The following is a 23,325-nucleotide window of genomic DNA, read 5'->3' as shown; positions in this document are numbered from 1 at the left end:
GGGTCAGTGAGAGAAGGTTTTCTCACTCCTCAAAGGTCACCCTACGGGCCCCGACAAACCTTACATAATTACAGAAAGTAATTACAGAATTACCCGTGCTGCGTTTCGACCGCTGCGGCAGCCGCGTTTTTCTGAAGGCGCTGGGAGTGAGCCCGGTTACCTTTTTGAACTGGTTGGACAGATGAGCTACGCTGCTGAAGTTGAGCTTATAAGAAATCTGCGTCACGTTGAGCTCGTTATAGAGCAGGAGTTTTTGTGCGCACTCGATGCGGTACTCGATGATATACTGTTCGATAGTGCTGCCGGTGACCTCGGCGAAGAGCGCTGCCAGGGTCGCATAATTGTGCTCTAGTAGTCCGCTGAGGTATTCTGAGTGGGTCATTTTGGGCACCAGCTCGGCTTCCAGCACCAGCATGACCACGGCCGCCTTAATCTTTTCGACTAACCGGGCTTTTTTAGCGTCCACCAGCTCTAGGCCCGCGCTCAACAAGGCTAGCTGCAGTTGGTGATGCTGCTCGGAAGTAAGCGGCTCCAGTAGTGTAGCCTGGCCTAGTTCGACTTGCTCGCTACGGAGGCCCAGGGTATTCAAGTGGCCCAGCACAATGCCTTTACAGCTATTGCTGACCATATTTTTGATGTAGAGTTTCATTAACGCCGACAAGCGGCAGGGAACAACGGGTGAGGTGACATAAGGCATACGTAGATAGCGGGCTTTTCAACCAGCTATCTTACCCTTATGGATTCCCAAAACCTGTTCACATTCAGTATATAGGGGCTGAAGCGTCCGGCCGCTGCTCCTGCCATACTGCCGCCAGCGCTTCGCCCCGAACTTATCGGCCCGCGTCCGGCAGCTGCCGGGTCGGGCACTGGGAATGACAGCTTCTTCTCCGAGCAGACGGAGCGCTACTCCACCAGCAGACGCTGGCTGCGCCCGCCGCTGCGCATCAGGTAGAGGCCGGGGGCCAGCCCGGCGGGCAGCCGGAGCGTGGTCGTGCCGCCAGCATCGGCCGTGGTGGTGAGAACGGGGCGTCCCAGGGCGTCGAGCACAGTAAGGGGGGCCAGGGCCGCCGAGCCGGTGACGGTGATGGTGCCGCGGGCCGGATTGGGAAATACCGCGAAGGCCGGGCTGAGGCTGCCCGGACCGGGCACCAGACTGTTCAGCACGGGCGTCACGATGAAGGGCTGGGGGCTGGGCGCGCTGGTGCCGCCGGGCGTGGTCACGCTGATGGGCCCGGAAATGGCCCCGGCCGGCACCACGACGCCGGTAATCTGGGTGCCGGCTGCATTGACGGTGAAGCCCGTGGTGACCACGTTGCCGCCGGGCCCGGCAAAGGTGATGCTGGTGGTCCCGGTCAGGTTGGTGCCCGTCAGGGTGAGCACGGTGCCCACCGGGCCGCTGGTCGGGCTCAGGCTGGTGATAATGGGAAGCACCGGCGGCGCCAGCTGGTTTAGGTACAGCCCGATATTGAAGCTCTGCGGGTTGGGAATGGCCAGGTCGAGGTCGCCGTCGCTGTCGATATCGACCAGCGCAGCGTCGGAAGGGTAGAAGTCGGTAGTGATGTCGGCCGGCTGCCCGAAGGTACCGTTGCCGGTATTCAGGCCCAGGCTGGAAGTGCCGGCCGAGCGGTTGTTGGCCGTCACAAAGTCGAGGTCGCCGTCGGCATCAAGGTCGCCCAGCACCACGCGGCGCGGGTTGTTGCCCACGGTCAGGTCGGCGCCGGGGCCGAAGCCGGCCGCGCCGTTGTTGAGCCGGATGCTGACGGTGCCGGCGCTGGTGAGCGGGCCGCCGGCCGTCAGCACGTCGAGGTCGCCGTCGGCGTCCACGTCGCCCAGGGCCAGGCTGTTGGGCATGGAGCCAATGGTACTGGCAGTGGTGCCCGTAAACAGGCCCTGCCCGTCATTGAGCCGGATACTGAGCTGGCCCGGGCCGGTCATATTGCGCGTGGCGGCCGCCAGGTCGAGGTCGCCGTCGCCGTCGAGGTCGCCCAGGGCCAGGCTGGTCAGGCCCACACCGCTCAGGCTGATAACGCGGTAGTTGCCAAAATTAGCCTGCCCGTCGTTGAAATACAGCCAGGCCGTGGCCGGGTAGGTGCCGTTGGCCACCAACAGGTCGAGGTCGCCGTCGGCATCCACGTCGCCGAAGGTCACGGTGCCGGCATCGGCATCGGTAGCCAGCTGCTGCGTGCCCGAAAAAACGCCGGTGCCATCGTTGAGCCGGATATACACCGAGCCGAAGACCGAGCCGTTGTTGTTCGCAAACGCCAGGTCGAGGTCGCCGTCGCCGTCGAGGTCGCCCAGGCTCGGGGCCTGGGGACCCATGAAGGTTTGAATCTGGTTGCCAACGCTGAACCCGCCGCTGGCGTCCTGCAGGTGTAGCGATACCGTTTGGCCGCTGTAATTGGTCACCACCAGGTCGGGGCGGCCGTCGTTGTTGAGGTCGCCGGTGGCTACGTAGGTGGCAGCCCGCCCGGCCAGCGCCGGCTGCCGGGCCTGGAAGCCGCCCCGGCCCGCGCCGCCCGTCGCCACGGTAAATTGCCCGACCCGGCCGACAGTCGGACCGCCGCCTCCGCCCACCACCGTGTAGCTCACGGTTTCGCCGGGCTGGTAAGGCGCAACCGTGGGGGGGTAAGCCAGGATGTTGCCGCTCGGGGTGGTGACCGTGCGCCGGCCGCCGCGCTGGTTGCTGAACACCTGAAGCGTGGGGCCGACAGCCGGCAGCGGCTGGTTGAAGCTGACGGTGAGCGGCGCCGCAGGCGGTACCGCCAGCGCGTTGGCCATCGGCACCACGGTGGTGATGACCGGCGCCTGGGCCTGGCTGACAGTAACAAAGCCAGCCAGCAGGCTCACCAAAGCCGGGGCAGCACGCAACAGGTAGCGGAAGTACATAAGCGGAGAGTAGTAGGTACGGCCGCAAATGTATGATTCTGATGCCCTATTCCGGTGTTGCAGCTATTCTCCGCCCTCCTTGATTTCCCGGGCTATGAACCGGCGCAGGTAGGGGCCGGTCTTGCTGCCCGCCGCCGCTGCCACCGCCGCCGGCGGCCCCTGCGCCACCACGCGGCCGCCCTCCTCGCCCGCGCCGGGACCAATGTCCATGACCCAGTCGCTGGCGGCCACCACGCGCATGTCGTGCTCCACCACCACCACGGTATTGCCCGCATCAACAAGGAGCTGCAGCTGGGCGAGGAGGCGCTCCACGTCGGCCGGGTGCAGGCCGGTGGTGGGCTCGTCGAGCACGTAGAGGGCGTGGCCGCGCTGGGCGCGCTGCAGCTCGGTGGCCAGCTTGATGCGCTGGGCCTCGCCGCCGCTGAGCTCGGTGGCGGGCTGGCCCAGGCGCAGGTAGCCGAGGCCCACGTCGCGCAGCACCTGCAGGGGGCGCAACACGGTGGCGTCGTCGGCGAAGAAGGCGCAGGCGTCGTCCACGTTCAGGCCCAGCACCTCGGCGATGTTCTTCTCCTTGTAAGTTACTTCCAGGGTTTTGGCGTTGTAGCGGGTGCCGTGGCACACCGGGCAGGGCGAATACACGCTGGGCAGAAACAGCAGCTCCACCATCACGAAGCCCTCGCCCTGGCAGTGCTCGCAGCGCCCCTTGGCCACGTTAAATGAAAAGCGCCCGGCATCGTAGCGGCGCTTGCGCGCCTCGGGTGTGGCGGCAAACAGCTTGCGCACGTGGTCGAAGAGGCCGGTGTAGGTAGCCATGTTGGAGCGCGGCGTGCGGCCGATGGCCTTCTGGTCGACCTGCACCAGCCGCCTGATAACCTCCATGCCGGCCGCGATGCGCCCGCCCACCGGCAGGGGCGCGGCCTGCTCCAGCGGGTCGGTTTCTTCTTCCTCGGCAATGATTTCCTGCCCCAGTGCCGCGCCCACCAGCTCAACTAAAACCTGACTCACGAGGCTGCTCTTGCCCGAGCCCGACACGCCGGTAACGGTAGTGAGCACGCCGAGCGGAAATTCCACCGTCAGGTTGTCGAGGTTGTTGCGGCTCACGCCTTCCAGCCGCAGCTGGCCGCTGGGCTGGCGCACCGCGTAGAGCGCGGTAGGAGTTTGGTTTTCATTGAATAAAAACCGGCGGGTGTGCGAGGCTGCTACGTTGTTCAGCCCGGCGGGCGGGCCGCTGTAGAGAATCCGGCCGCCCTTTTCGCCGGCGTCGGGGCCCACGTCCACCAGCCAGTCGGCCTGCCGCACCACGTCGAGGTTGTGCTCCACCACGAAGAGGGAATTGCCGGCCGCTTTCAGGGTCTTGAGGGCCGTCAGCAGCGCTTCCGTGTCGGATGGGTGCAGCCCGGCGGAGGGCTCGTCGAGCACGTACACCACGCCGAAGAGGTTGGAATACAATTGCGTAGCCAGCCGCAGGCGCTGCAATTCGCCCGGCGAGAGCGTGGGCGTGCTGCGCTCCAGCGCGAGGTAGCCGAGGCCCAAATCGAGCAGCACGGCCAGCCGCGCCACCAGGTCGGCGGTGATGCGGCGGGCGGTTTCGACCTGCTCGGGGTGGGTGGCGGCCTGGGCATCGGGCCGCAGGGAGCCGTCGGCGTAGGGCAGCAGCAGCCCAGCCACCTGCTTGAGGGGCAGGCGGGTGAAGTCGGCAATATCGAGCCCGGCGAAGGTGACGGCCAGGCTTTCGGGCCGCAGGCGCTTACCGTGGCACAGCGGGCACTCGGTGCTGAGCATGTACTGCAGGGCGCGCTTTTTCATCAGCGGGCTCTGGGTGTTGGCGAAGGTGTGCAGCGTATGCCGCTTCGCGCTGCTGAAGGTGCCCATGTAATTGGGTTGCTCCTTGCGCTTGAGGGCGGCCTGGGTCTGGGCGGGGGTGTAGCCGGGGTACACGGGCACCACGGGCTGGTCGTCGGTAAAGAGAATCCAGTCGCGGATTTCCTGGGGCAGCTCGCGCCAGGGCCGGTCCACGTCGATGCCCATCGTCACGAGAATGTCGCGCTGATTCTGCCCGCCCCAGGCCAGCGGCCAGGCCGCCACCGCCCGCTCCCGGATGGTGAGCGAGGGGTCGGGCACCATGCTGGCCTCGGTCACCTCGTACACGCGGCCCAGGCCGTGGCAGGTGGGGCAGGCGCCCTCCGGCGTGTTGGGCGAAAAGCCCTCGGCGTACACAATGTCCTGACCCGGCGGGTAATGGCCCGCCCGTGAATACAGCATCCGCACCAGGTTAGACAGCGTAGTGACGCTGCCCACCGACGAGCGGGTAGTGGGCGTGCCCCGCTGCTGCTGCAAGGCCACGGCCGGCGGCAGCCCGTCAATCGAGTCTACCTCCGGCACCGCCATCTGGTGAAACAGGCGCCGCGCGTACGGCGACACCGACTCCAGGTAGCGCCGCTGGGCCTCGGCGTAGAGCGTGCCGAAAGCCAGCGACGACTTGCCGGAGCCCGACACGCCGGTGAAAACGACCAGCGCATCGCGCGGAATGTCAACGTCGATGTTTTTGAGATTGTGCTCGCGGGCGCCGCGCACGCGCACGGCGCCGGTCGGGTTTTGAGAAGAGGAAGATGCCATGAGGCCGGCAAGGAAAAATAGGTAGGGCAAACTGCTGCCCGCAATACGCAGCCGGCCAGCCGGCCGCCGTACTTTCGGCGCATGAATACCGCTACTGCTGCCGACTACAAAGTGTTTCTGCGCCGCTTCTACGCCGAAGTCGACGACGGCGCGCTCGACCTGCTGCTCGGGGAACTGCGGCCGCTGGCCGTCAGGAAGGGCGACTTCGTGCTGCGTGCCGGGCAGGTGCAGCGCGAGCTGCTGTTTGTGTTTCAGGGCGTGCAGCTAACCAGCTTCGACCACGACGGCGACGAGCACGTCATCACGTTTTCCTACCCGCCGTCGCTGGCCGGCATTCCCGACTCCTTTTTCTACCAGACGCCCGCCCAGGACAGCATTCGGGCCCTCACCGACAGCACCTTCGGCAGCATCTCCTTCCACCGCCTGCAGGAGCTGTTCGACCAGTCGCAGCCGCTGGAACGCCTGTTCCGCAAGATGGTGGAAGCCAAGCTCAGCGGCCTCATTATGCGGCACAAGGAGTTTCACGCCCTCACCATCAAGGAGCGGTTTCGGCGGTTTGCGCAGCGTAGCGCCCACCTGTTTCACCTCGTGCCCCACAAGTACATCGCCAACTACCTTCGCATCAACCCCACCAACTTCAGCAAGCTCTACAACTCTACCGCGTGGTAAGGTTGGTTTATACCAACACGGGGGCCGGCGCGGGGGCCGTGCTTTGTAGCCGATTACACCATCGCCCTCATGCACGCGCCTCACCACTCCTTTTTTAAAGACCAGCCCCGCGCCGAAGCCTTTTTCGCCCGCTGGGTTGGGCAGCTCGAAGCCCTGAACCACTGCACGTACCAGCGCCACCCGGTAAGCACTGTACTCGGCACCACCGTCGTCTGGAGTCTCAACGCCGAGCGACGCGACTGGCCGGCGCTGCTTATCCTGCCCGGGTTTCGCACCGGCGGCCTGTTCTGGGATTTCGACAACAACCTCGCGCCGCTCAAGGCCACGCACCGCATTTTCATGGTCGATGTGAACGGTCAGCCCAGCCTGAGCGACGGCCGCACCCCGCCCGTGAAAAGCCTCGACTACGGCCACTGGCTGGCCGACCTGCTCGACCGGCTCGGCCTCGACCAGGTAGCGGTGGCCGGCGCTTCCTTCGGCAGCCTGCTGGGAATCAAGCTGGCTCAGGTGGCCCCGCAGCGCGTGCGCCAGCTTGTGCTTATGAATCCCGGCTGCCTGCAGCCCTTCTCCCTGGCGCCCCGCAATCTGTATTATAACCTGTTGCCCCTGGCTTTCCCCAGCGAGGCCAATGTGCGGAAGTTCTTGCAAGCCGCTGTTTTGCACCCTCCGGAACATGGGCTGACGGCCCCGGCTCTGCAGCTGCTGGTTGATTACGAGCTGTTTGCCATCACCGAATACCGCGACCATACCCCGAAGCCCTACGCCATGCCCCCCGAAGAGCTGGCCCGCGTAACGGTGCCCGTCGATATGCTGCTGGGCGACAAGGATATCCTGTTTCCCTGCCAAAAGTCTCTGCGCGTGGCCCGGCGTCACCTGCCCACGCTGCGCACCGCCCGGGTGCTGCCCAACATTGGGCACGGCATCGAAACCAGCCCGGTGGCGATGGCCGCACTGGCCGCGCTACTTCGCTAGGGTCGCGGCCAAAGGCTGGGCTGGGCGCCGCATCAGTCCCCAGTACACCACCCCGGCCACCGCGAAGCCCACAAACCAGGCGTAGTTATACAAGCCGGTCAGCCAGGGCCATACCGCCGCCTTCTCCAGCACATTAATGGCCGCCAGAAAGCCCGGCACATTGGGCAGCACCCCGGCCACCAGCGCCAGCAGCGCCGCCGGGTTGTAGCCGCCGCGGTAGGTGTACTCGCCCTGATACCGATAGAGGTCCGCTACGTTCAACTGCTGCCCGCGCAGCAGGTAATAATCCACAATCATAATGCCGCCGATGGGCCCCAGCAACCCCGAATAGCCCACCAGCCAAGTGAACACGTAGCCCGAGGGGTCGGCAATAAGCTTCCAGGGAAAGATGAGCAGGCCGATAAGTCCCGTGATGTAGCCGCCGGTCTTGAAGGAAATGCGCGTCGGGTCGAGGTTGGCGAAGTCGTTGGCCGGACTCACGATGTTGGCCGCAATGTTGGTGGCCAGTGTGGAAAGCGCCACCGCCAGCATGGCAAAGCTCACCAGCAACTTGCTATCGAAGCGCCCCGCCAGCACCACGGGGTCCCAGATGGTTTCGCCGTAGATGATGAAGGTGGCCGAAGTCACTACCACGCCCACGAAAGAAAACAGCGTCATCGACGGCGGCAGCCCAATGGCCTGCCCCCACTGCTGCGCCCGCTGGCTCACGGCGTAGCGGGTGAAATCAGGAATATTCAGCGACAGTGTGGCCCAAAAGCCCACCATGCCGGTGAGCGAGGGGAAAAAGAAAGCCCAGAACGCCGCGCTCGAAGCAAATTTGGCCGGTTGCGCCAGGATAGGCCCCAGCCCATTACCCGCCCCAATGGCCCAGACGAGCAACGCCAGCGCCGCAAAAGGCAAAAAGAAAGCCTTGAAAACCAGCAGGTGCTTGATGCTGTCGACGCCCAGCTTCACCACGTACATATTCAAGGCCCAGAAAAGCAGAAACGTGATGGCCGGCCCCGTGGCCAGCCCCCACGAAGCCGGGAATATGGCCGGCAAAGTGCCCAGCCCCGGCCACCACAGCACGCCCATCTGGTAGAGGGCAAAGCCGCCAATCCACGTCTGGATACCGAACCAGCCGCAGGCAATAACGGCCCGTAGCAGCGCCGGCACATTGGCCCCGCGCACCCCAAAGCTAGCCCGCGCAAACACCGGAAACGGAATACCGTAGCGCGCCCCGGCCCGGCCATTGAGCAGCATGGGTACCAGCACAATGGTGTTGCCCAGGAAGATAGTCAGCAAAGCCTGCCACCAGTTCATGCCGCCGCCGATGAGTGAGCTGGCCATCATGTAGGTGGGAATGCATAAGCTCATGCTAATCCACAGGGCGGCGTAGTTCCAGGTGCCCCAGGTGCGGCGCTCGGCGGGTACCGGCGCGAGGTCTTCGCTGGTCAGGCCGGGGTCAGCGGTAAAATTCAGGTCCATAACAGTGTGCAGCGGAAGGTGAACTGCTAATGTAGGCAGAACTGCCCGGTAGTAACCAAGAACCTAGACAAATAAAAAGCCTCTGCCGGTGCCGGCAGAGGCTTTGGCGGGCGCCAACAGCCCGCTTATTTCGGCTTGCGGAACAAGTAGCGCGTCATGAAGATGCCTTGCGACGACTGCCCGCCCGTGCCGTTGAGCACCTGCGTGAGCGGCGTGGTCTGGTACAGCTCCCAGCCGTCGTTCGACATCTCGCCCAGGTAGCGCACAATGGCTTCTTCGTTGCTCCGCACGTTGCCCAGGTTGATGCCGGTCAGTGAAAACAGGTTTTCCATCGTTGTCTCCTTCGTGCCCTTCCACTCGGGCGTAAACAGCACCCGCGAGCGGCCCAGGCCGCCCGGCACTACGCTCTCAATGGTAGTCATCTGCAAAAACTGGTAGCCGGTGCTCTGGGCCTGCGCCGGCTGGGCCAGCAGGCTGCTGGCTACCAAGGCCATTAGCAATAAGAAACGGGTGAATGCGGAACGCATAAGCGGACAGATGAAGTGAGAAAAAAGTTGAGCAAGTAAAAATAGGAAGCGGCCGAATAATGTGTTGACACCCTTGCCCAATCATGGGCCCTGCGGCCGCGTGGAGCCAGCGGCGCTGCTGCTTTGACCTGACCCGGTCCGCAACGGTTGCCTCGCCCGACTCAGCAGTTTGCCACCGCGTCTGCGTACACCCAAACTCACACTCGTCTTGCCCGCTATGTCCGACTTCTTCGCCGACCTCATCGGCCTCCACGAAAACGCCCAGACTATCAGCGCCGGCCAGATTTCGGCCCGCACCGGCGTCGTTTTTCTCATTGCGCTGCTGCTGCTGCGCATCTCCGGCCGCCGCATCTTCGCCAGCAACTCGGCCCTCGACATGATTGTGAAGTTCATGCTCGGGGCCACGCTCAGCCGCGCCATTGCGGCCGATGCGCCGTTTTTTACCATCCTGGCCGCCGCCACCACGCTGGTGCTACTGCACCGCGGCCTGGCCTATGCTACGTATTTCTTCCCCGCCCTCGGCCGCCTGGTCAAGGGCGAGTCGAGCATCCTGGCCGAAGGTGGCGAGCTCAATAAGAAGGAAATGCGTATTTCCAGCGTCAGCGAAGAAGCCGTGCAGGCCGGCGTCCGCGCCGCCGCCAATGTGGATGACCTCAGCCAGGTAGCAACCGTACGGCTGGAGCACGACGGTAACATCAGCGTGGTGAAGAAGTAGGAATGATTTACCAGCCTCCTACTCCGGCAGATTTTCCAAATCCCGTAAATCCTGCGGCCGGCCGGTGGCTTGCTTCACGCTACGCAAAGCGGCCAGCCCGATATATCGCACTGGCACATCAGCAAATGTTAATTCCAATGCGCTAGCCTGGGCTACGCCAAATTCGACCCCCAGCACTTCCGTCATCAGGTCTATCCATGCCCCATTAGAGCAGAATGATAGGAAGTTAGGTGCAGTCGTAAAATCAGTTTCCTCAAATTCACCTTCGTTGTAGCCAAAGCGCGCTAGCGCCCGCACGGCCCGCAACGCGTTGGCAGGCGTGGGGTGCAGCCAGAGGTCGAGGTCGGCGGTGGTACGCGGGAAGCCGTGAGCAATAACGGCATAGCCACCCACCACCAGATATTCAACTCCTTCGGCGTGAAACAGGCGTAGTAGCTTTAAATACTCGTCGTCCATAGTCAGTAGCGGCTGAATTAATTGCATTAGCCGCGCCGATACGGCGCGCCTGCTCGTTGAGCCGCTGGGCCAGGGCTAAACGCTCGTAGGGCGTCAGCGACCAATAATAGCGGCGCTGGGCCTCTTCCGTAACAGCTTTGTCGGGCGATTTGATGACGGGACGCATAGCTAGTACTATTCGCGCTTCGTTTTCAGCATCTGCTTCAGCGCCGCCAGCTCGTCGCGCAGCTTGGCGGCCTGCAGGAAGTCGAGCTCCTTGGCCGCCGCTTCCATCTGCTTCTCGGTCTGCTTGATGAGCTTTTCGAGGCCGGCGCGGTCCATCATCGCCACCACGGGCTCGGCGGCCAGGGCCAGCACGCCGCCGTCGGCATCGGGGCCGACGTAGGCCTGGGGCTCCACGGTGCGGTAGTCGGCCAGGTCGGTCTGGCCCATAATCTGGGCGTGGCTCTTGCGCACGGTGCGCGGCGTGATGCCGTGCTCCTCGTTGTAGGCCAGCTGAGTAGCGCGGCGGCGGTTCGTCTCGTCCATGGCCCGCTGCATCGAGCCAGTGATGCGGTCGGCGTAGAGAATGACCTTGCCGTTCTCGTTCCGGGCCGCCCGGCCCATCGTCTGGATGAGGCTGCGCTGGTCGCGCAGAAAGCCTTCCTTGTCGGCATCGAGAATGGCGACGAGGCTTACCTCCGGCAAGTCAAGACCTTCGCGCAGCAGGTTCACGCCGATGAGCACGTCCACTTCGCCCAGGCGCAGCTTGCGCAGGATTTCCACGCGGTCAAGGGTTTTTACATCCGAGTGCACGTATTCGACCTTGATACCCAGGCGGTCCATGTACTTACTGAGCTCCTCGGCCATGCGCTTGGTGAGGGTGGTCACCAGCACGCGGTCGCCGGCTTTCACCCGCTCGTCCACTTCGTCGAGCAGGTCGTCAATCTGGTTGGCGCTGGGGCGCAGGTCGATAATGGGGTCGAGCAGGCCGGTGGGGCGGATAATCTGCTCCACCACCACGCCGTCGGCCTGAGCCAGCTCGTAGTCGGCCGGCGTGGCGCTCACGTACACGGCCTGCTGGTACATGCTCTCGAACTCGTTGAAAGTCAGCGGCCGGTTGTCCAGCGCCGAGGGCAGGCGGAAGCCGTACTCGATAAGCGCCGTCTTGCGGGCGCGGTCGCCGCCCCACATGGCCCGGATTTGCGGCATCGTGGCGTGGCTTTCATCCACCACCAGCAGGTAGTCCTTGGGAAAATAATCGAGCAGGCAAAAAGGCCGCGTGCCCGGCGTGCGCCCATCGAAATACCGCGAGTAGTTCTCGATGCCCGAGCAGTAGCCCAGTTCCCTAATCATTTCAAGGTCAAACTCTGTCCGCTCCAAAATGCGCTTCGCCTCGGCGTCGCGGCCCTCCTTTTCGAAGTAGGAGTGCTGCTGCATCATGTCGAACTGAATCTGCTTGATGGCCTCGTTCAGCGTCTCCTTGCCGGTCACGAACAGGTTAGCCGGGTACAGCGCCAGTCCAGTCGTCTCGTCGCTCAGCTTCTTGCCGCTCACCGGGTCAATCTTGTGCACGCTTTCAATCTCATCGCCAAAGAAGTAGATGCGAATAGCGTAGTCGGCGTAAGCCGGAAACACGTCCACGGTATCACCTTTCACCCGGAACGAGCCGCGGGTGAATTCCACTTCGGTGCGCGAATACAGAATCTGCACGAACTGGTAGAGCAGGTTGTTGCGCGAGTAGCGCATGCCGGGCTTCAGAAAGATGACGTTCTTGCTGAATTCCTCGGGGTTACCAATACCGTAGATGCACGACACCGAGGCCACCACCACCACATCGCGCCGCCCGCTGAGCAGCGTGGAGGTGCAGTGCAGCCGCAGCTTCTCAATCTCCTGATTAATGGCCATGTCCTTCTCGATGAACACATCGGTGCTGGCAATGTAGGCCTCGGGCTGGTAGTAGTCGTAGTAGCTGATGTAGTACTCGACGGCATTCTGCGGGAAGAAGGCCTTGAACTCGCCGTAGAGCTGAGCGGCCAGGGTTTTGTTGTGGCACAGCACCAGGGCCGGCTTGCCGGTCTGGGCAATGACGTTGGCCATGGTGAAGGTTTTGCCGGTGCCGGTGGCGCCCAGCAGCACCTGGGCGTGCTCGCCGTTTTCTACACCCTCAACAAGCTTGGCAATGGCCGTCGGCTGGTCGCCGGTCGGTTTAAATTCGGAAGTGAGTTGGTACTCCATCAACGGGCAAGTTAGGCCGAAAAAGCTCAGCCTGATTTAACCGCTGCCAGCAGGTTTGGGTTTCCCAGGTTTTGAGAAAACGAAGAGGGAAAAGTAAAAAAAGAACGTTAGCCTATCTCCTACTTCGCCGCCCGGCCAAATTCCATGCTCGCTTCTAGCCCCAGGCTATACGCCCGGCTCTGGCCAGCCAGTCCCTGTGCCGGGTGTGCATTCAACGACACGAGGCCGATTTCGGCCGTTGGCCCCAGGCTCACCGTCCAGTGCCCGACGGTGGGGCGGTACTGGGCACCCACGCCGCCGCGCACGTTGGCCAATACCCGACGGTACGGCCCTTCGGCAGCGATGGAATAGGAGCGGGTGGCTTCGGGAATACCTTCTACCTTAGCGCGCACGCCCAGCAAGGCGCTTACGGCGGCACCTACGCGGCCGTACAGGCTCAGGCCGCGTTTCACAGGGTCAGTATAGCGCAGCTCTACCGGCACGCTAGCCGTCTGGTAACGGAAATTGGTGGTCCGCATCGGGCCACCCGGGCTTTGGCCGAAGTCGGGCACCTGCTCGCCCACGAAGGCCAGGCTGCTGGCCGAGGAAGCCTGCTGTTGCGCCATTTCAACGCCAGTGCTGAGGGCTAGGCGGCCGCCCAGGCGGCGCGTAGCCCGCACCGCCAGCCGCTGGCTGAAGCCCGGGCGCAGGTTGTCACGGTATTCGGCGGCGGCAGCCTCCGAAAGCGCGGGCGAGTTGGGGCCCAGTGCCGGGTTGTAGTCGAATTCGGCAGCCCCGCCAGTCCGTGAGAAGTTGATATTGGGGTTGAAAACACCAGCCGCGTAGCTGGCGCCAAACTGCCACTTGCGCGCCGGGGGCGTAGCGGGCGGCGTGCCGTCGGCGGGCACTTCCACGGTAGCAAAGCTGGTGGGCAGGGCGGTAGCGTCGGCTAAGTTCAGGGCGGTGGTGCGGCTGGCCAGCAGGGCCAGCTCCATCGTGTGGTTATTGTTGAGGTTGGTAGCCATGTCGCTCGGCCGGTTGGCGAAGCTGCTGCCGGTGGCCGTAGCGCTGGTGCTGGCTACCGAAGCCGCCACGGCATTGCGCGCCGCCGAAGACGTCAGGCCTTCGATGCCGGTGTTGGCGCCAGCGTTGGCCAACGCACTCGTTGTGGCTGCACCAGCCGTAACGCCCGGCAGTTGCCCGGCCGGCTGACCAGGCAGGTTTTTGCTGGCGCCGGTAGCCGCTAAGGCCGCCATCGGGGTAGAGGCGGCGGCTTGCTTGTTGAATTGGCTGGCAATGCTACCGCTGTGACGGCCAGTTGCCGTGCTGGCGGCTCCCAGCGAGGCGTTGGAGCGGCTCTGGCCGCCCGGCGTGCCCGCCGAACCGGCGGAAACAGCACTGCCAGTCGGAATTATTGCCCGACCAGCCGAAGCCGAAGTAGCAGCGGCCGCGTAGCCGGTAGCTGTCAGGTTGGTAGCGCCGGCTTGGGTAGCGCGGTCAACCGCAGCTTTGCCTGCTGCGGTTGACCGCGCTACGTCCGGGTTGGCTTCAGCAGCCCGCTTGTTCAGACTGCCAGCGTTTTTACCGCGTTTGCTAGCTTCGGCCACTTCGATGCGGCGGGTGACGGCGGCCAGGTCGGCGCGGTCGTGCTCCAGGGCGTCGTGGGTGGCCCACCAGCCGGTGCCGGCCAGCGTGGCAATGGCAATGCTGGCGGCCGCCACCCAGCGCGTGGCGGTGAGGCGACGGCGGTACTGCTCGTTCTGCCGCTGCAGCAGCGAGTTGTCAATCTGCTCCCACACCATCGCGCGGGGCGGCACGGCCGCCTCCGCCAGGTGGTGGCGAAACAAGTCTTCCAGGCTGCCGGTGGGCTTATCGGTATTAGTCGAATCGATAGGATTAGCTGACATGACGACGCGGAGCACTCAGGCGCTCCAGTTTAGTTTGTAGAATAACGCGGGCCCGGGAATACTGCGACTTGCTGGTGCCTTCGGTGATACCCAGGAGCTCGCCGATTTCCTTATGGTTATACCCTTCGATAGCGTACAGGTTGAATACCATGCGGTAGCGCGGCGCCAGTTCCTGCACCATTTCCAGCAGCTCCTGAAAGTTGTAGTTGCTGAGCGTAAACTCCTCGCTAGCTAGTGTTTCGGGGTATTCGCCCTCGCTCACGGCCACTAGCGGGGCATTACGGCGGTGCTGGCGCAGCGCCGCGTTCACCATGATACGGCGAATCCAGAATTCCAGCGGGCACTCGCGGCGGAAACTGCCCAAGGTGCGGAATACGGTGATGAAGCCTTCCTGCAGCACGTCTTCGGCCTCGAAGGTGGTTTGGGCGTAGCGCAGGCACACGGCCATCATGCGGCCGGCGTACTTTTCGTAGAGCTGCTTCTGAGCCAGCTGGCTACCGCGCAGGCAGCCGTCAATCAGCTCGGCCTCGGAGGGGGCGGCGCTGGTGGTGCGGCTGGCCGTGAGGCGCGGGGTGCTGGTGGCTTCCTCGGCGCGGGGCGCAAACAACTGCCCCAGCGACCAGGCGGCCGCGCTCATGCGCCCGGCTGCCCCGCAGTAGGCAGCATGAAGGCCCGGCCAGCAGCAGAGCAAGTAGAAAAGTGCGTCATGGTGGGTAGGATAAGAGCCGCGAAACCGGCCCCGTGGCCAGCTCACAGAACAGGGAGCCGCCCACCCGGCAAAGGGTTGCAACAGCCGGTATCAGAAACTTGCGTTACTACCGCATTGTCCCGCTGCCCTAAAATTAACCAACTTATTTTAAAAGGCTTGGGGCCGCCCCAGAACAGGTTTACCTTTGTGCTTCTTACCGGGTAATAGGTTGTGAGTTATAGTATTTCGCTTTTTAGAAGTTTGTTAAAGGTGGGGCGGCTCGGGATGGTTGCCGGGCTGTTTGGGCTGGGGCTGCCCCACGCTGCGTGGGCGCAAAGCGCGTCGTCCGTAGTGGTTAAAAACGCCGGTAGCCTGAGTGGGATAGTGCGGGATAGCGCCACCCGCAAGCCCGTAGAGTTTGCCTCGGTGGCGCTGTTGCCTCCGACGGGCACGGCGCCCATAGCTGGCACTGTGGCCGATGAGCAGGGCCGCTTCACCCTGCGTGACCTGGCGGCGGGCAGCTACCGGCTGCAGGTCAGCTTCGTGGGCTACGCGCCGCTGCTCCGCGCCGTGAGTGTGAGCGAACGAGCTACTGAATTGAGTGATATTGTGCTGAAATCCAGTAATCAAAAGCTCGACGAAGTGACCGTGACCGGCACTAAACCCGTGGTAGAAGTGCTGCCTGACCGCTTGGTGTACAACGCCGACCGCGACCTGACCAATAAAGGCGGCGTGGCGGCCGACGTGCTTCGTAAAGTGCCCCTGCTCAGCGTAGACCTTGACGGCAACGTGCAGCTGCGCGGCAGTAGTAGTGTGCGCGTGCTCATCAATAACAAGCCCAGTAGCATCCTGGCCGGCAACCTAGCCGATGCGCTCAAGCAATTGCCCGCCGACCAGATTCAGAGCGTAGAGGTGATTACCGCGCCCGGCGCGAAGTATGACGGCGAAGGCACCGCCGGCGTTATAAACATTGTGCTGAAAAAGAACAAACTATACGGCGTGAATGGCAGCGTAGGCAGCGCCGCCGGCAACCGCGGCTCCAACGCCTACGCCAACCTGAACGTGCGGCGCGGCAAAGTTGGCGTGAATAGTAGCGCCAGCGGCTACGTAAACTACAGTCCCAGTGCCAGCAGCCTGGCTCGCAATAATTTCGACAGTGACGGCCTGACGGTTTCGACCCTGCGCCAGGACAGCCGCGGCTACGGTGTGGGCGGCAGCGGCGATGCCCGCCTGACCCTCGACTACGACCCCGCCAAGCACCATAACTTCACGCTGGGCCTGCACGGCAACCAGGGCCGCAACCATAGTACGAGCCGGCAAATCAATGACTTCGTTGGGCCGCGCCCGCAGCTATTCACCCGCGCCACCGACTCGCGCAGCAGCGCCCGCAGCTTCGACGTGAGCGGCAGCTACACGCACACCTTCGAGGGCCAGCGGCGCCGCGAGTGGAGTGTGCTGGCCCAGCACCTGCGCAACCGCAGCCTGCAGCCCTACAATCTCGACCAATATGATAACCGACGCACCGCCAGCGGCCTGCCGTCATACCAGGAAACCAGCCGCAACGAGCCCCAAAGCATCGAAACCACGCTGCAAACCGACTACGCTCACCCGCTGGGCGAGCGCCGCACGCTGGAAGTGGGCGGCAAGGCCATCCTGCGCCGCGCCCTGAGCGACTACCAGATTGACACCCTGCGTGGCGAAACCGGCCCCTTTCTGCGCGACCAGCGCCGCTCCAATGGCTTCGATTACACCCAGAACATCGCCGCCGGCTACGCCTCCTACAGCTTTGGCTTTGGCGGTAGCAAGCTGGGCAAAAAGCTCAACGGCCGCTTGGGTACCCGTCTGGAGCGCACCGACATTGTGGGCCGCTTCACGCAGTATGCCGAAACGCGCTTCAGTAGCGGCTACACCACCCTGTTGCCCAACGCCAACGTGAGCTTCACCCGCAAGCCCGGCAATACGCTGCGCCTGGCCTACGGCCGCCGCGTGCAGCGCCCCAACATCTCGTATCTGAACCCCTACGAAAACCGCGTCGATAAATTCAACGTGAGCAAGGGCAACCCCGAGCTGGCGCCCGAATTTGCGGACAACTACGACATCAGCTACAGTACGTTTGTCAATGATTCCAGCTCGTTCTGGAACGGCGCGGTGCTGAACCTTAGCGTGTTTTCGCGCCAGACTAACAACGCCATCGAGGCCGTGCGCACCCGCCGCGCCGACACCGTGCTCACCACCTACGGCAACATCGCCCGCAACGCCAGCTACGGCGGCAGCCTCTATGGCTCCTGCAAGCCCGTGCCCGGCTGGGATATCGGCAGCTCGGCCACGCTTACCTACGTAGTGCTCCGCTCCGGCGCCTTAAATACGACCAATGAAGGCCTGATATTCAGTTTGAATACCAATACGAGCTTCCGCTTCAGCGCCACCAGAATCAAAGCCCTGAAAACCTTCAGCGCCCAGGCCTTCGCGGGCCTCAACTCTTCGCGGGTGCAGCTGCAGGGCCGCGCCGCCGCCTGGAGCTGGTACTCCGTGGGCCTGCGCAAAACCATTCTGCACGATAAGGGCGACCTGACGTTCAACGCCGACAACTTCCTGCAAGCCCGCCGCGACCAGAAAACCGAGCTGCAAACGGCGCAGTTTGCGCTGGAGCAGCACAGCTACATTCCCTTGCGCAGCCTGCGTCTGTCCTTCGGCTACCGTTTCGGCAAGATTGATACCCGACCAAGCCGGGCGCGGCACAGTGTCCGCAATGATGATGCGAAGGAATGATAAATAATGACTGACGACGCATTCTGCATGTCGTCAGTCATTCCATATTTCCCACGAAGCCTCCGCCTGTAAGCGCAACATCTCAAAACCGTTTTTAACCTGGGCCCCAGCCGCCAGCCCTTTGCGCATAAAGAGCGTCTCCGCAGGATTATACACCACATCGTAGAGATAGTGCTGGGGCGTGAGGGCCGGGTAGGGAAGACGCGGGCACTCCTCCGCATTCGGGAAGGTGCCCAAGGGTGTGGCGTTGATAATCAGCCTGATTTGAGATAATAATTGCGGCGTCAGGTCGTCGTAGCTGAGGGCGTCACCAAGCGGATTGCGCGTCGCAAACTGGTGCGGAATGTCCAGGTCGCGCAGCACCACGGCAATGGCTTTGGCGGCGCCCCCCTGGCCGAGCACCAGCGCCCGGCCCTCCTCGCCCCGCAGCGGATAAAAGCGCCGCAGCGACTCGCGGAAACCGATGTAATCGGTGTTGTGGCCGATGAGACGGCCGTCCGGCCGGCGCTGGATGACGTTGACGGCCCCCACGCGGGCGGCGGTGGGCGTCAGCTCGTCGAGGTAAGGCATCACCAACTCCTTATATGGTACGGTCACGTTCAGGCCTTCCAGGTGCGGGTGCGCGGCCAGCAGGGCCGGTAGCTCGGCAATGTCGGCCAGCTCAAACAACTCGTAATGATGATTTTCGAGCCCCAGAGCTGCAAATTTCTGCGTAAAATATGCTTGTGAAAACGAGTGGCGCAGGGTGCGGCCAATCAAGCCAAACTGACGCATAAATAATGGGAAATCAAGTTGAAGAATCGCTGAAAAGTTAAAAGCCCCAGCCAGATGAGGCCGAGGCTTTTAACAGTAGCTAAAACAAGGCGGCATTTACAGCGGCCCGTGGGGTAAGTCGTCGGCTTCGGCGGGCTTGCCGCTCAGCTTCTGCTTCAGAAACTGCACCAGCGGCGGCAAAATGGAAATCAGGATGATGCCATAGATTACCAGCGTAAAGTTGTTCTTAACCAGCGGGATGTTGCCAAACAAATAACCCGCCAGGGTGAGCGAAACCACCCACAGCACGGCGCCGGCAATGCTGTAGGAGGCGAAGTAACGGTACGTCATGGTGCCCACGCCGGCCACAAAGGGCGCAAACGTGCGCACAATCGGCACGAAGCGAGCCATGATAATCGTTTTGCCGCCGTGCTTGGCGTAAAAAGCCTGGGTTTGCTCGAGGTATTTGCGTTTCAAAAATTTAAAATCTTCCCGAAATACCCGTGGTCCCAGATAGTCGCCCACAAAATAGTTGAGGTTATCGCCGATGAAAGCCGCCGCAATCAGCAGCGGAATCAGGTACAGAATATTCAGCAGCGGCTGGCCGGTGTCGGGGTTAGGTAGTGCGGCCAGCGTGCCGGCCACAAACAGCAGGGAATCACCGGGCAGGAAGGGAAAAACGATAACCCCCGTTTCGGTGAAGACGATGAGGAAGAGAATCAGGTAGGTCAGGTTGCCGTACTGATGCACCACGTCAATCAAGGTTTTGTCGAGGTGCAGTACGAGGTCGAAAAATTGCTTAAGCAGGTCCATGCGGAGCGGTTTGTGAAGTGCAAAGAAAACCCTCAGCCGCCGAAGTAGCCCGCTAGCAGGCGCTTCGCTCGCCGCGCTCAACCCGCACGCGAGCTTTGCCGTTGCAAGGTTGAAAATTTACCTTAGCCATGATAGTGTATCAGGGAGGCGACTGGTGGAAAGCCCTTTGGCATTTCCACACCTCCGAAGTTATCCGCTTGCTACTGAAGCGAGTGGCCTTGGTGGGCCTCTATGGCATAGCCGTGGCCATCAGCAGCGTCAAATTCCACATGATGAATGTGCATATTGGCCGCGATTACCTTTCCATTCTGGGCATCCTGCTCAGCCTGCTGCTGGTGTTCCGCACCAACACGGCCTACGACCGCTACTACGAGGGGCGCAAAGTGTGGGGCCAGCTAGTATCGCATTGCCGTGGTCTGGCCATGGAAATCAATGCTTTATTGCCCAAAGAAGCACATTCCAGCCGGCGTTACTTTGCCGCGCTGATTTCAAATTTCCCGTTGGCGCTGCAGGGCAACCTGCGCAACAACATCCGTTTCGACAAGCTCGAAGCCACGCCCGACATTATGGAGCGCTTGCGGGCGGCCGAAAACGTGCCCAGCACCATCATTGCCGTGCTGATGGAGAGCATGGAACAACTGCGTAAGGTTGAAATTTTTGACCCTACCCATCTGCTCAATATCAAGCACCATTACCTAGGCATGATGGCCACCAATGGGACATGCGAGCGCATCAAGGCCACGCCCATCCCATATTCTTACAGCTTCTTTATCAAGTGCTACATCACCATTTTTATCCTGATAATGCCGTTGGTCCTAGTTGAGTCGTGTGGCTACTGGATGATACCCATCACCATGATTGGGGCTTATGCCATGCTGGGCTTAGAAATGATTGGCAATGAAATTGAAAACCCTTTCGGTTACGACAGCAACGATTTGCCGATTACCCAACTATCTAATAAGATTCGCGTAAGTGTCCACGACTTATTAGGGGTAGAACTGCCTGCTGAAAAGAAAGCTCTGGCAGTGGTGCCTTATAGCATTGTGCACTAAGTGCTTTAAGCCACAACTGCCTTTGGTAGTTTACTTAGGCAAACGCGAAGCAACAAGCGTCAGCATCGCCAGCGGGCATACGCACAATCCACGGTTTAGTACAAAAAGGAACTAAAAAGCCCCGATTTTCGGGGCTTTTTAGTTCTTGATAGGGGAAGTAATTTTCATTTTAGAAGAAAAGTCAAAAAAAATACTTTAAAAAATCATACACAACGACCAACCTTCCTTTTGGCGCGTCGTTAAAGGCAGTAGTTCCAGCAACGGAGCTTCAATTTCTGACTTCAACTCTCCAATACAATGTTCTATAACCCTACTCTCGCAAACGGGCTGAACCGCGCCAAGCGCGGCATCGCTGCCCTGGTGGTGCTGGCACTCTGCCTGGGCACTGCTCCCCGTGCTCTGGCAGGCTCTGGTTTTTTCAATGATTACATCATCGTAACTGGCACGGGTACGCCAAACGCGGCTACTTACTATTACAACGCGAACGCTACTGCCAACCTGCCTTTCCAAGGTGCTAACCTGGGTACTTACGACCGCAAAACCGGCTCACTGATTTTGGAAGGCGGGCAGGTAAATACGTTTGAAAACAGCGGCGACGTTATCAAAGACTCGACGCAAATTTTCTTCCGCTTATACAAGCAGACAGCTGCTAACGGCGATGCCGGTCAGGGCTACCTGTTTCAGGGCTCGCGTCTGCCGCAAATCGGAGCCGCAGCTGGCAACGGTGACCGCCGGTTCGAAAACACGAACATTCAAATCACCCGTCCCAACACCGTTATTGCTCCGGTAAACCTGATAAAATTCACCAGCGGCCCGGGCGTATATGTGGTAGAGGTGTATTTCCGCGCAGTAGGTACTAACAACGGTACCCGCTTCCTTATATACGACTCCAACAGCAGCGCTAACTACAGAGCTACTTTCACGATTAGTGCTACTGACGCTGGCACGGGTACTGCGCTGATTGGTCAGCCTGCAACTACTTGGCTGGGCGGTGTCAACCCCGGTGCTGGCTGCGATCCCCTGAACCCAAGCCCCACGCCTACTCCTACCCAGGAAACGGCTGACCTGATTGCCGTTTCAGAATGGTTTGACCCACTGCTGTGGTCAGATGGGGTGCCTACCGAAGTGACCAACGTGACCGTGCCCAACTACAGTGGCAACAAATGCGTGGTTTATCCCAACATCCGGGCTAATGCCCAGACTGGCCCCGCGTATGCCAACAACCTCACGCTGGCAGGCAATAACAACACCGACCGTTCTATTCTGCGCTTGGTGAGCGGTGAGCTGCGTCTGCATGGCGACTTCTCCGATGTTGCTAACTCGTTTATCGGCCGGGCTAACACCACCTTTACGTTGGCCGGCGCTCGCAACCAGACCTTCAATGGCTCGGCTCTGTTCTACAACTTCAAAGTAGATAGCCCGAATGTGAACGGCGAACCCACTCGCAAAACCCTGGTGGGTAATATGATAATTAACCAAGTGCTGACGATGGTGAACGGCATCCTGGTAACGGGCAATGTTAACTCAGCCGCTACGCACGTTCGGTTGGCCACCAGCACTATGAACGACCCAGGCGGCCAGATTGTTGGCGAAAGCGAAAACTCGTACGTTGAAGGATACATGATTGCCAACGAAGTGGCTGTGAACGGTATCACCCAGGCTTTCGGCAATATCGGGCTTGACCTTACCTTCACTGGAGCAGGCACTCCTGGCCTGACTGAAGTAACGCGGGGTACCGGGTTCTCCGCCGCTGGTTTGCTCGGTGCTAAGCCGAGTGCCAAACGCAGCTTCGGGGTTCGTCCTACTAATGCAAACACTGAGGCCAATCCATTAGTAGCTCGCATGGGATTCCGGTGGCTTGACCGTGAGCTACAGCAGGTAAGCTCTAGCGGGGTTGGTCCAATCAACCTTATCGAAAGCCAACTTACCGTTTGGGTATCGAGCTCGGGAGGTAGCGGATTTGAGAATAAAGGTCGTGAGCGTATCAATCCCTCGGGAAACCGCTTGACTCAAAATATCATCAAGTCGTTCGCAACGTTCACGATTGGTGAAAACGAAACCCCCCTGCCAGTTGAGTTTACGTACTTCACCGCTGTTCGCGAACGTACTGGTGCCCTCCTGAACTGGGGAACTGCTATGGAGAAAAACAACGCCGGCTTTGAAGTACAGGTTAGCCTGGACGGCCGCGAGTTCCGCACCCTGACGATGGTGAACTCTAAAAACCCCAACAGCTCGAGTGCAACCCACTACAGCTACACGGATGCTACTGCTACCAGCGGTATTCGCTACTACCGCCTGCGGCAGGTGGATACCAACGGTGCCTTCGCTTACACTCCGGTGCGGGTAGTAGACTTCGGTGGTAAGTCGGACGCCGTGGTAAGCAGCACCTCCTCGGTGTTCCCCAACCCCTTCCGTGATGGTGACCAGCTATCGGTGAATGTGCAAAGCGGCGTGGCTGGCAACGCAGTAATCCAGGTAACCGACGCCATGGGCCGGGAAATTACCCGCCAAAAAGCAGAAGTTAGCGTAGGTTCTTCGACCATGCAGCTGCCTTCGCTCGACAACAAGCCCGCTGGTGTGTACATCGTGCGTCTGGCCCTGCCTAGCGGTACGACCCAAACCATCAAGATTCAAAAGCAGTAAACTTTGCAAGCTGCTCATATGCATAAAAAACGCCGGTCCTCGCAAGAGGCCGGCGCTTTTATGTAATAGGCTTGTGCTAACAAAGGTTAGTAATCTGTTAAAAAACCAGCTTCCAGTAAGCATCTAATGACCTTGAGTGGTTAATTACCTCCGCCAACTCCCGCCGGCTTTTTCTCTCTCTCTTTTGTCTTCTTTT

General features: G+C 61.2%; 17 protein-coding genes. 6 read left to right on the top strand and 11 right to left on the bottom strand.

Features of this window, described 5'->3' with window-relative positions; translation table 11 throughout:
• Positions 1 to 22: 22 nt before the first annotated feature.
• The 3 genes from Q5H93_RS11080 to Q5H93_RS11070 all read right to left on the bottom strand — a co-directional run bounded on the left by Q5H93_RS11080 (position 23) and on the right by Q5H93_RS11070 (position 5,502).
• A complete protein-coding gene (locus Q5H93_RS11080) occupies positions 23 to 697 on the bottom strand; it encodes a helix-turn-helix domain-containing protein (protein ID WP_305006596.1) in 675 nt (224 codons plus the stop codon).
• Positions 698 to 903: 206 nt separating this feature from the next.
• Positions 904 to 2,886, bottom strand: coding sequence for an FG-GAP-like repeat-containing protein (locus Q5H93_RS11075; RefSeq protein ID WP_305006595.1), 1,983 nt, complete (start codon positions 2,884 to 2,886; stop codon positions 904 to 906).
• Positions 2,887 to 2,949: 63 nt separating this feature from the next.
• Entirely contained in the window at positions 2,950 to 5,502 is a 2,553-nt protein-coding gene (locus Q5H93_RS11070) for an excinuclease ABC subunit UvrA (protein ID WP_305006594.1), read from the bottom strand.
• A gap of 81 nt (positions 5,503 to 5,583) precedes the next feature.
• Between Q5H93_RS11070 and Q5H93_RS11065 the strand changes: the two genes are divergently transcribed.
• Positions 5,584 to 6,171 (top strand): Crp/Fnr family transcriptional regulator, encoded by a 588-nt coding sequence (locus Q5H93_RS11065; RefSeq protein WP_305006593.1) that lies wholly within the window; start codon positions 5,584 to 5,586, stop codon positions 6,169 to 6,171.
• A gap of 69 nt (positions 6,172 to 6,240) precedes the next feature.
• A complete protein-coding gene (locus Q5H93_RS11060; protein WP_305006592.1) occupies positions 6,241 to 7,143 on the top strand; it encodes an alpha/beta fold hydrolase in 903 nt (300 codons plus the stop codon).
• Here the strand turns inward: Q5H93_RS11060 and Q5H93_RS11055 are convergent.
• Positions 7,132 to 8,610 carry an NCS1 family nucleobase:cation symporter-1 gene (locus Q5H93_RS11055; RefSeq protein ID WP_305006591.1) on the bottom strand — a complete coding sequence of 493 codons (1,479 nt, stop codon included), beginning with the start codon at positions 8,608 to 8,610 and terminating at the stop codon, positions 7,132 to 7,134. The two genes, Q5H93_RS11060 and Q5H93_RS11055, sit on opposite strands and share 12 nt — an antisense overlap.
• 125 nt (positions 8,611 to 8,735) lie before the next feature.
• Positions 8,736 to 9,137 (bottom strand): hypothetical protein, encoded by a 402-nt coding sequence (locus Q5H93_RS11050; RefSeq protein WP_305006590.1) that lies wholly within the window; start codon positions 9,135 to 9,137, stop codon positions 8,736 to 8,738.
• A 217-nt stretch (positions 9,138 to 9,354) separates the two neighbouring features.
• Here Q5H93_RS11050 and Q5H93_RS11045 point away from each other — a divergent pair, with 217 nt between their 5' ends.
• The gene (locus tag Q5H93_RS11045; protein ID WP_305006589.1) at positions 9,355 to 9,852 is read left to right on the top strand and encodes a DUF421 domain-containing protein; all 498 of its coding nucleotides are present in this window, start codon (positions 9,355 to 9,357) and stop codon (positions 9,850 to 9,852) included.
• 18 nt (positions 9,853 to 9,870) lie between these two features.
• Here the strand turns inward: Q5H93_RS11045 and Q5H93_RS11040 are convergent, their stop codons facing one another.
• From Q5H93_RS11040 to Q5H93_RS11025, 4 genes are all read right to left on the bottom strand, one after another.
• On the bottom strand, positions 9,871 to 10,308 hold the full coding sequence (locus Q5H93_RS11040; protein ID WP_305006588.1) for a nucleotidyltransferase family protein: 438 nt from the start codon (positions 10,306 to 10,308) through the stop codon (positions 9,871 to 9,873).
• Between the two features lie 174 nt (positions 10,309 to 10,482).
• Positions 10,483 to 12,525 (bottom strand): excinuclease ABC subunit UvrB, encoded by a 2,043-nt coding sequence (gene uvrB, locus Q5H93_RS11035; protein WP_305006587.1) that lies wholly within the window; start codon positions 12,523 to 12,525, stop codon positions 10,483 to 10,485.
• Between the two features lie 119 nt (positions 12,526 to 12,644).
• Positions 12,645 to 14,411, bottom strand: a complete 1,767-nt coding sequence (locus Q5H93_RS11030) for a hypothetical protein (RefSeq protein ID WP_305006586.1) — start codon at positions 14,409 to 14,411, stop codon at positions 12,645 to 12,647.
• Positions 14,401 to 15,048, bottom strand: coding sequence for an RNA polymerase sigma factor (locus tag Q5H93_RS11025; protein ID WP_305006585.1), 648 nt, complete (start codon positions 15,046 to 15,048; stop codon positions 14,401 to 14,403). Before Q5H93_RS11025 ends, Q5H93_RS11030 begins: the two co-directional genes overlap by 11 nt.
• A 402-nt stretch (positions 15,049 to 15,450) precedes the next feature.
• On the opposite strand from Q5H93_RS11025, the gene Q5H93_RS11020 reads away from it, so the two are divergent.
• Complete coding sequence (locus Q5H93_RS11020) at positions 15,451 to 17,868, top strand: TonB-dependent receptor (protein ID WP_305006584.1); 2,418 nt, start codon at positions 15,451 to 15,453, stop codon at positions 17,866 to 17,868.
• A 33-nt stretch (positions 17,869 to 17,901) separates the two neighbouring features.
• Here Q5H93_RS11020 and Q5H93_RS11015 read toward each other — a convergent pair whose 3' ends face one another.
• Both Q5H93_RS11015 and Q5H93_RS11010 read right to left on the bottom strand, forming a co-directional pair.
• Positions 17,902 to 18,642: a shikimate dehydrogenase family protein gene (locus Q5H93_RS11015; protein ID WP_305006583.1), complete on the bottom strand. Its 741-nt coding sequence runs from the start codon at positions 18,640 to 18,642 to the stop codon at positions 17,902 to 17,904.
• A gap of 96 nt (positions 18,643 to 18,738) precedes the next feature.
• A complete protein-coding gene (locus Q5H93_RS11010; RefSeq protein WP_305006582.1) occupies positions 18,739 to 19,434 on the bottom strand; it encodes a DedA family protein in 696 nt (231 codons plus the stop codon).
• A 128-nt stretch (positions 19,435 to 19,562) separates the two neighbouring features.
• Here Q5H93_RS11010 and Q5H93_RS11005 point away from each other — a divergent pair, with 128 nt between their 5' ends.
• Both Q5H93_RS11005 and Q5H93_RS11000 read left to right on the top strand, forming a co-directional pair.
• Positions 19,563 to 20,486: a bestrophin family protein gene (locus Q5H93_RS11005; protein WP_305006581.1), complete on the top strand. Its 924-nt coding sequence runs from the start codon at positions 19,563 to 19,565 to the stop codon at positions 20,484 to 20,486.
• Positions 20,487 to 20,783: 297 nt separating this feature from the next.
• The gene (locus tag Q5H93_RS11000; RefSeq protein WP_305006580.1) at positions 20,784 to 23,129 is read left to right on the top strand and encodes a T9SS type A sorting domain-containing protein; all 2,346 of its coding nucleotides are present in this window, start codon (positions 20,784 to 20,786) and stop codon (positions 23,127 to 23,129) included.
• Positions 23,130 to 23,325 lie beyond the last annotated feature (196 nt).

Source organism: Hymenobacter aranciens (genome assembly GCF_030580865.1).
GTDB lineage: Bacteria > Bacteroidota > Bacteroidia > Cytophagales > Hymenobacteraceae > Hymenobacter > Hymenobacter aranciens.
This window is presented reverse-complemented; position numbering and strand designations above follow the sequence as displayed.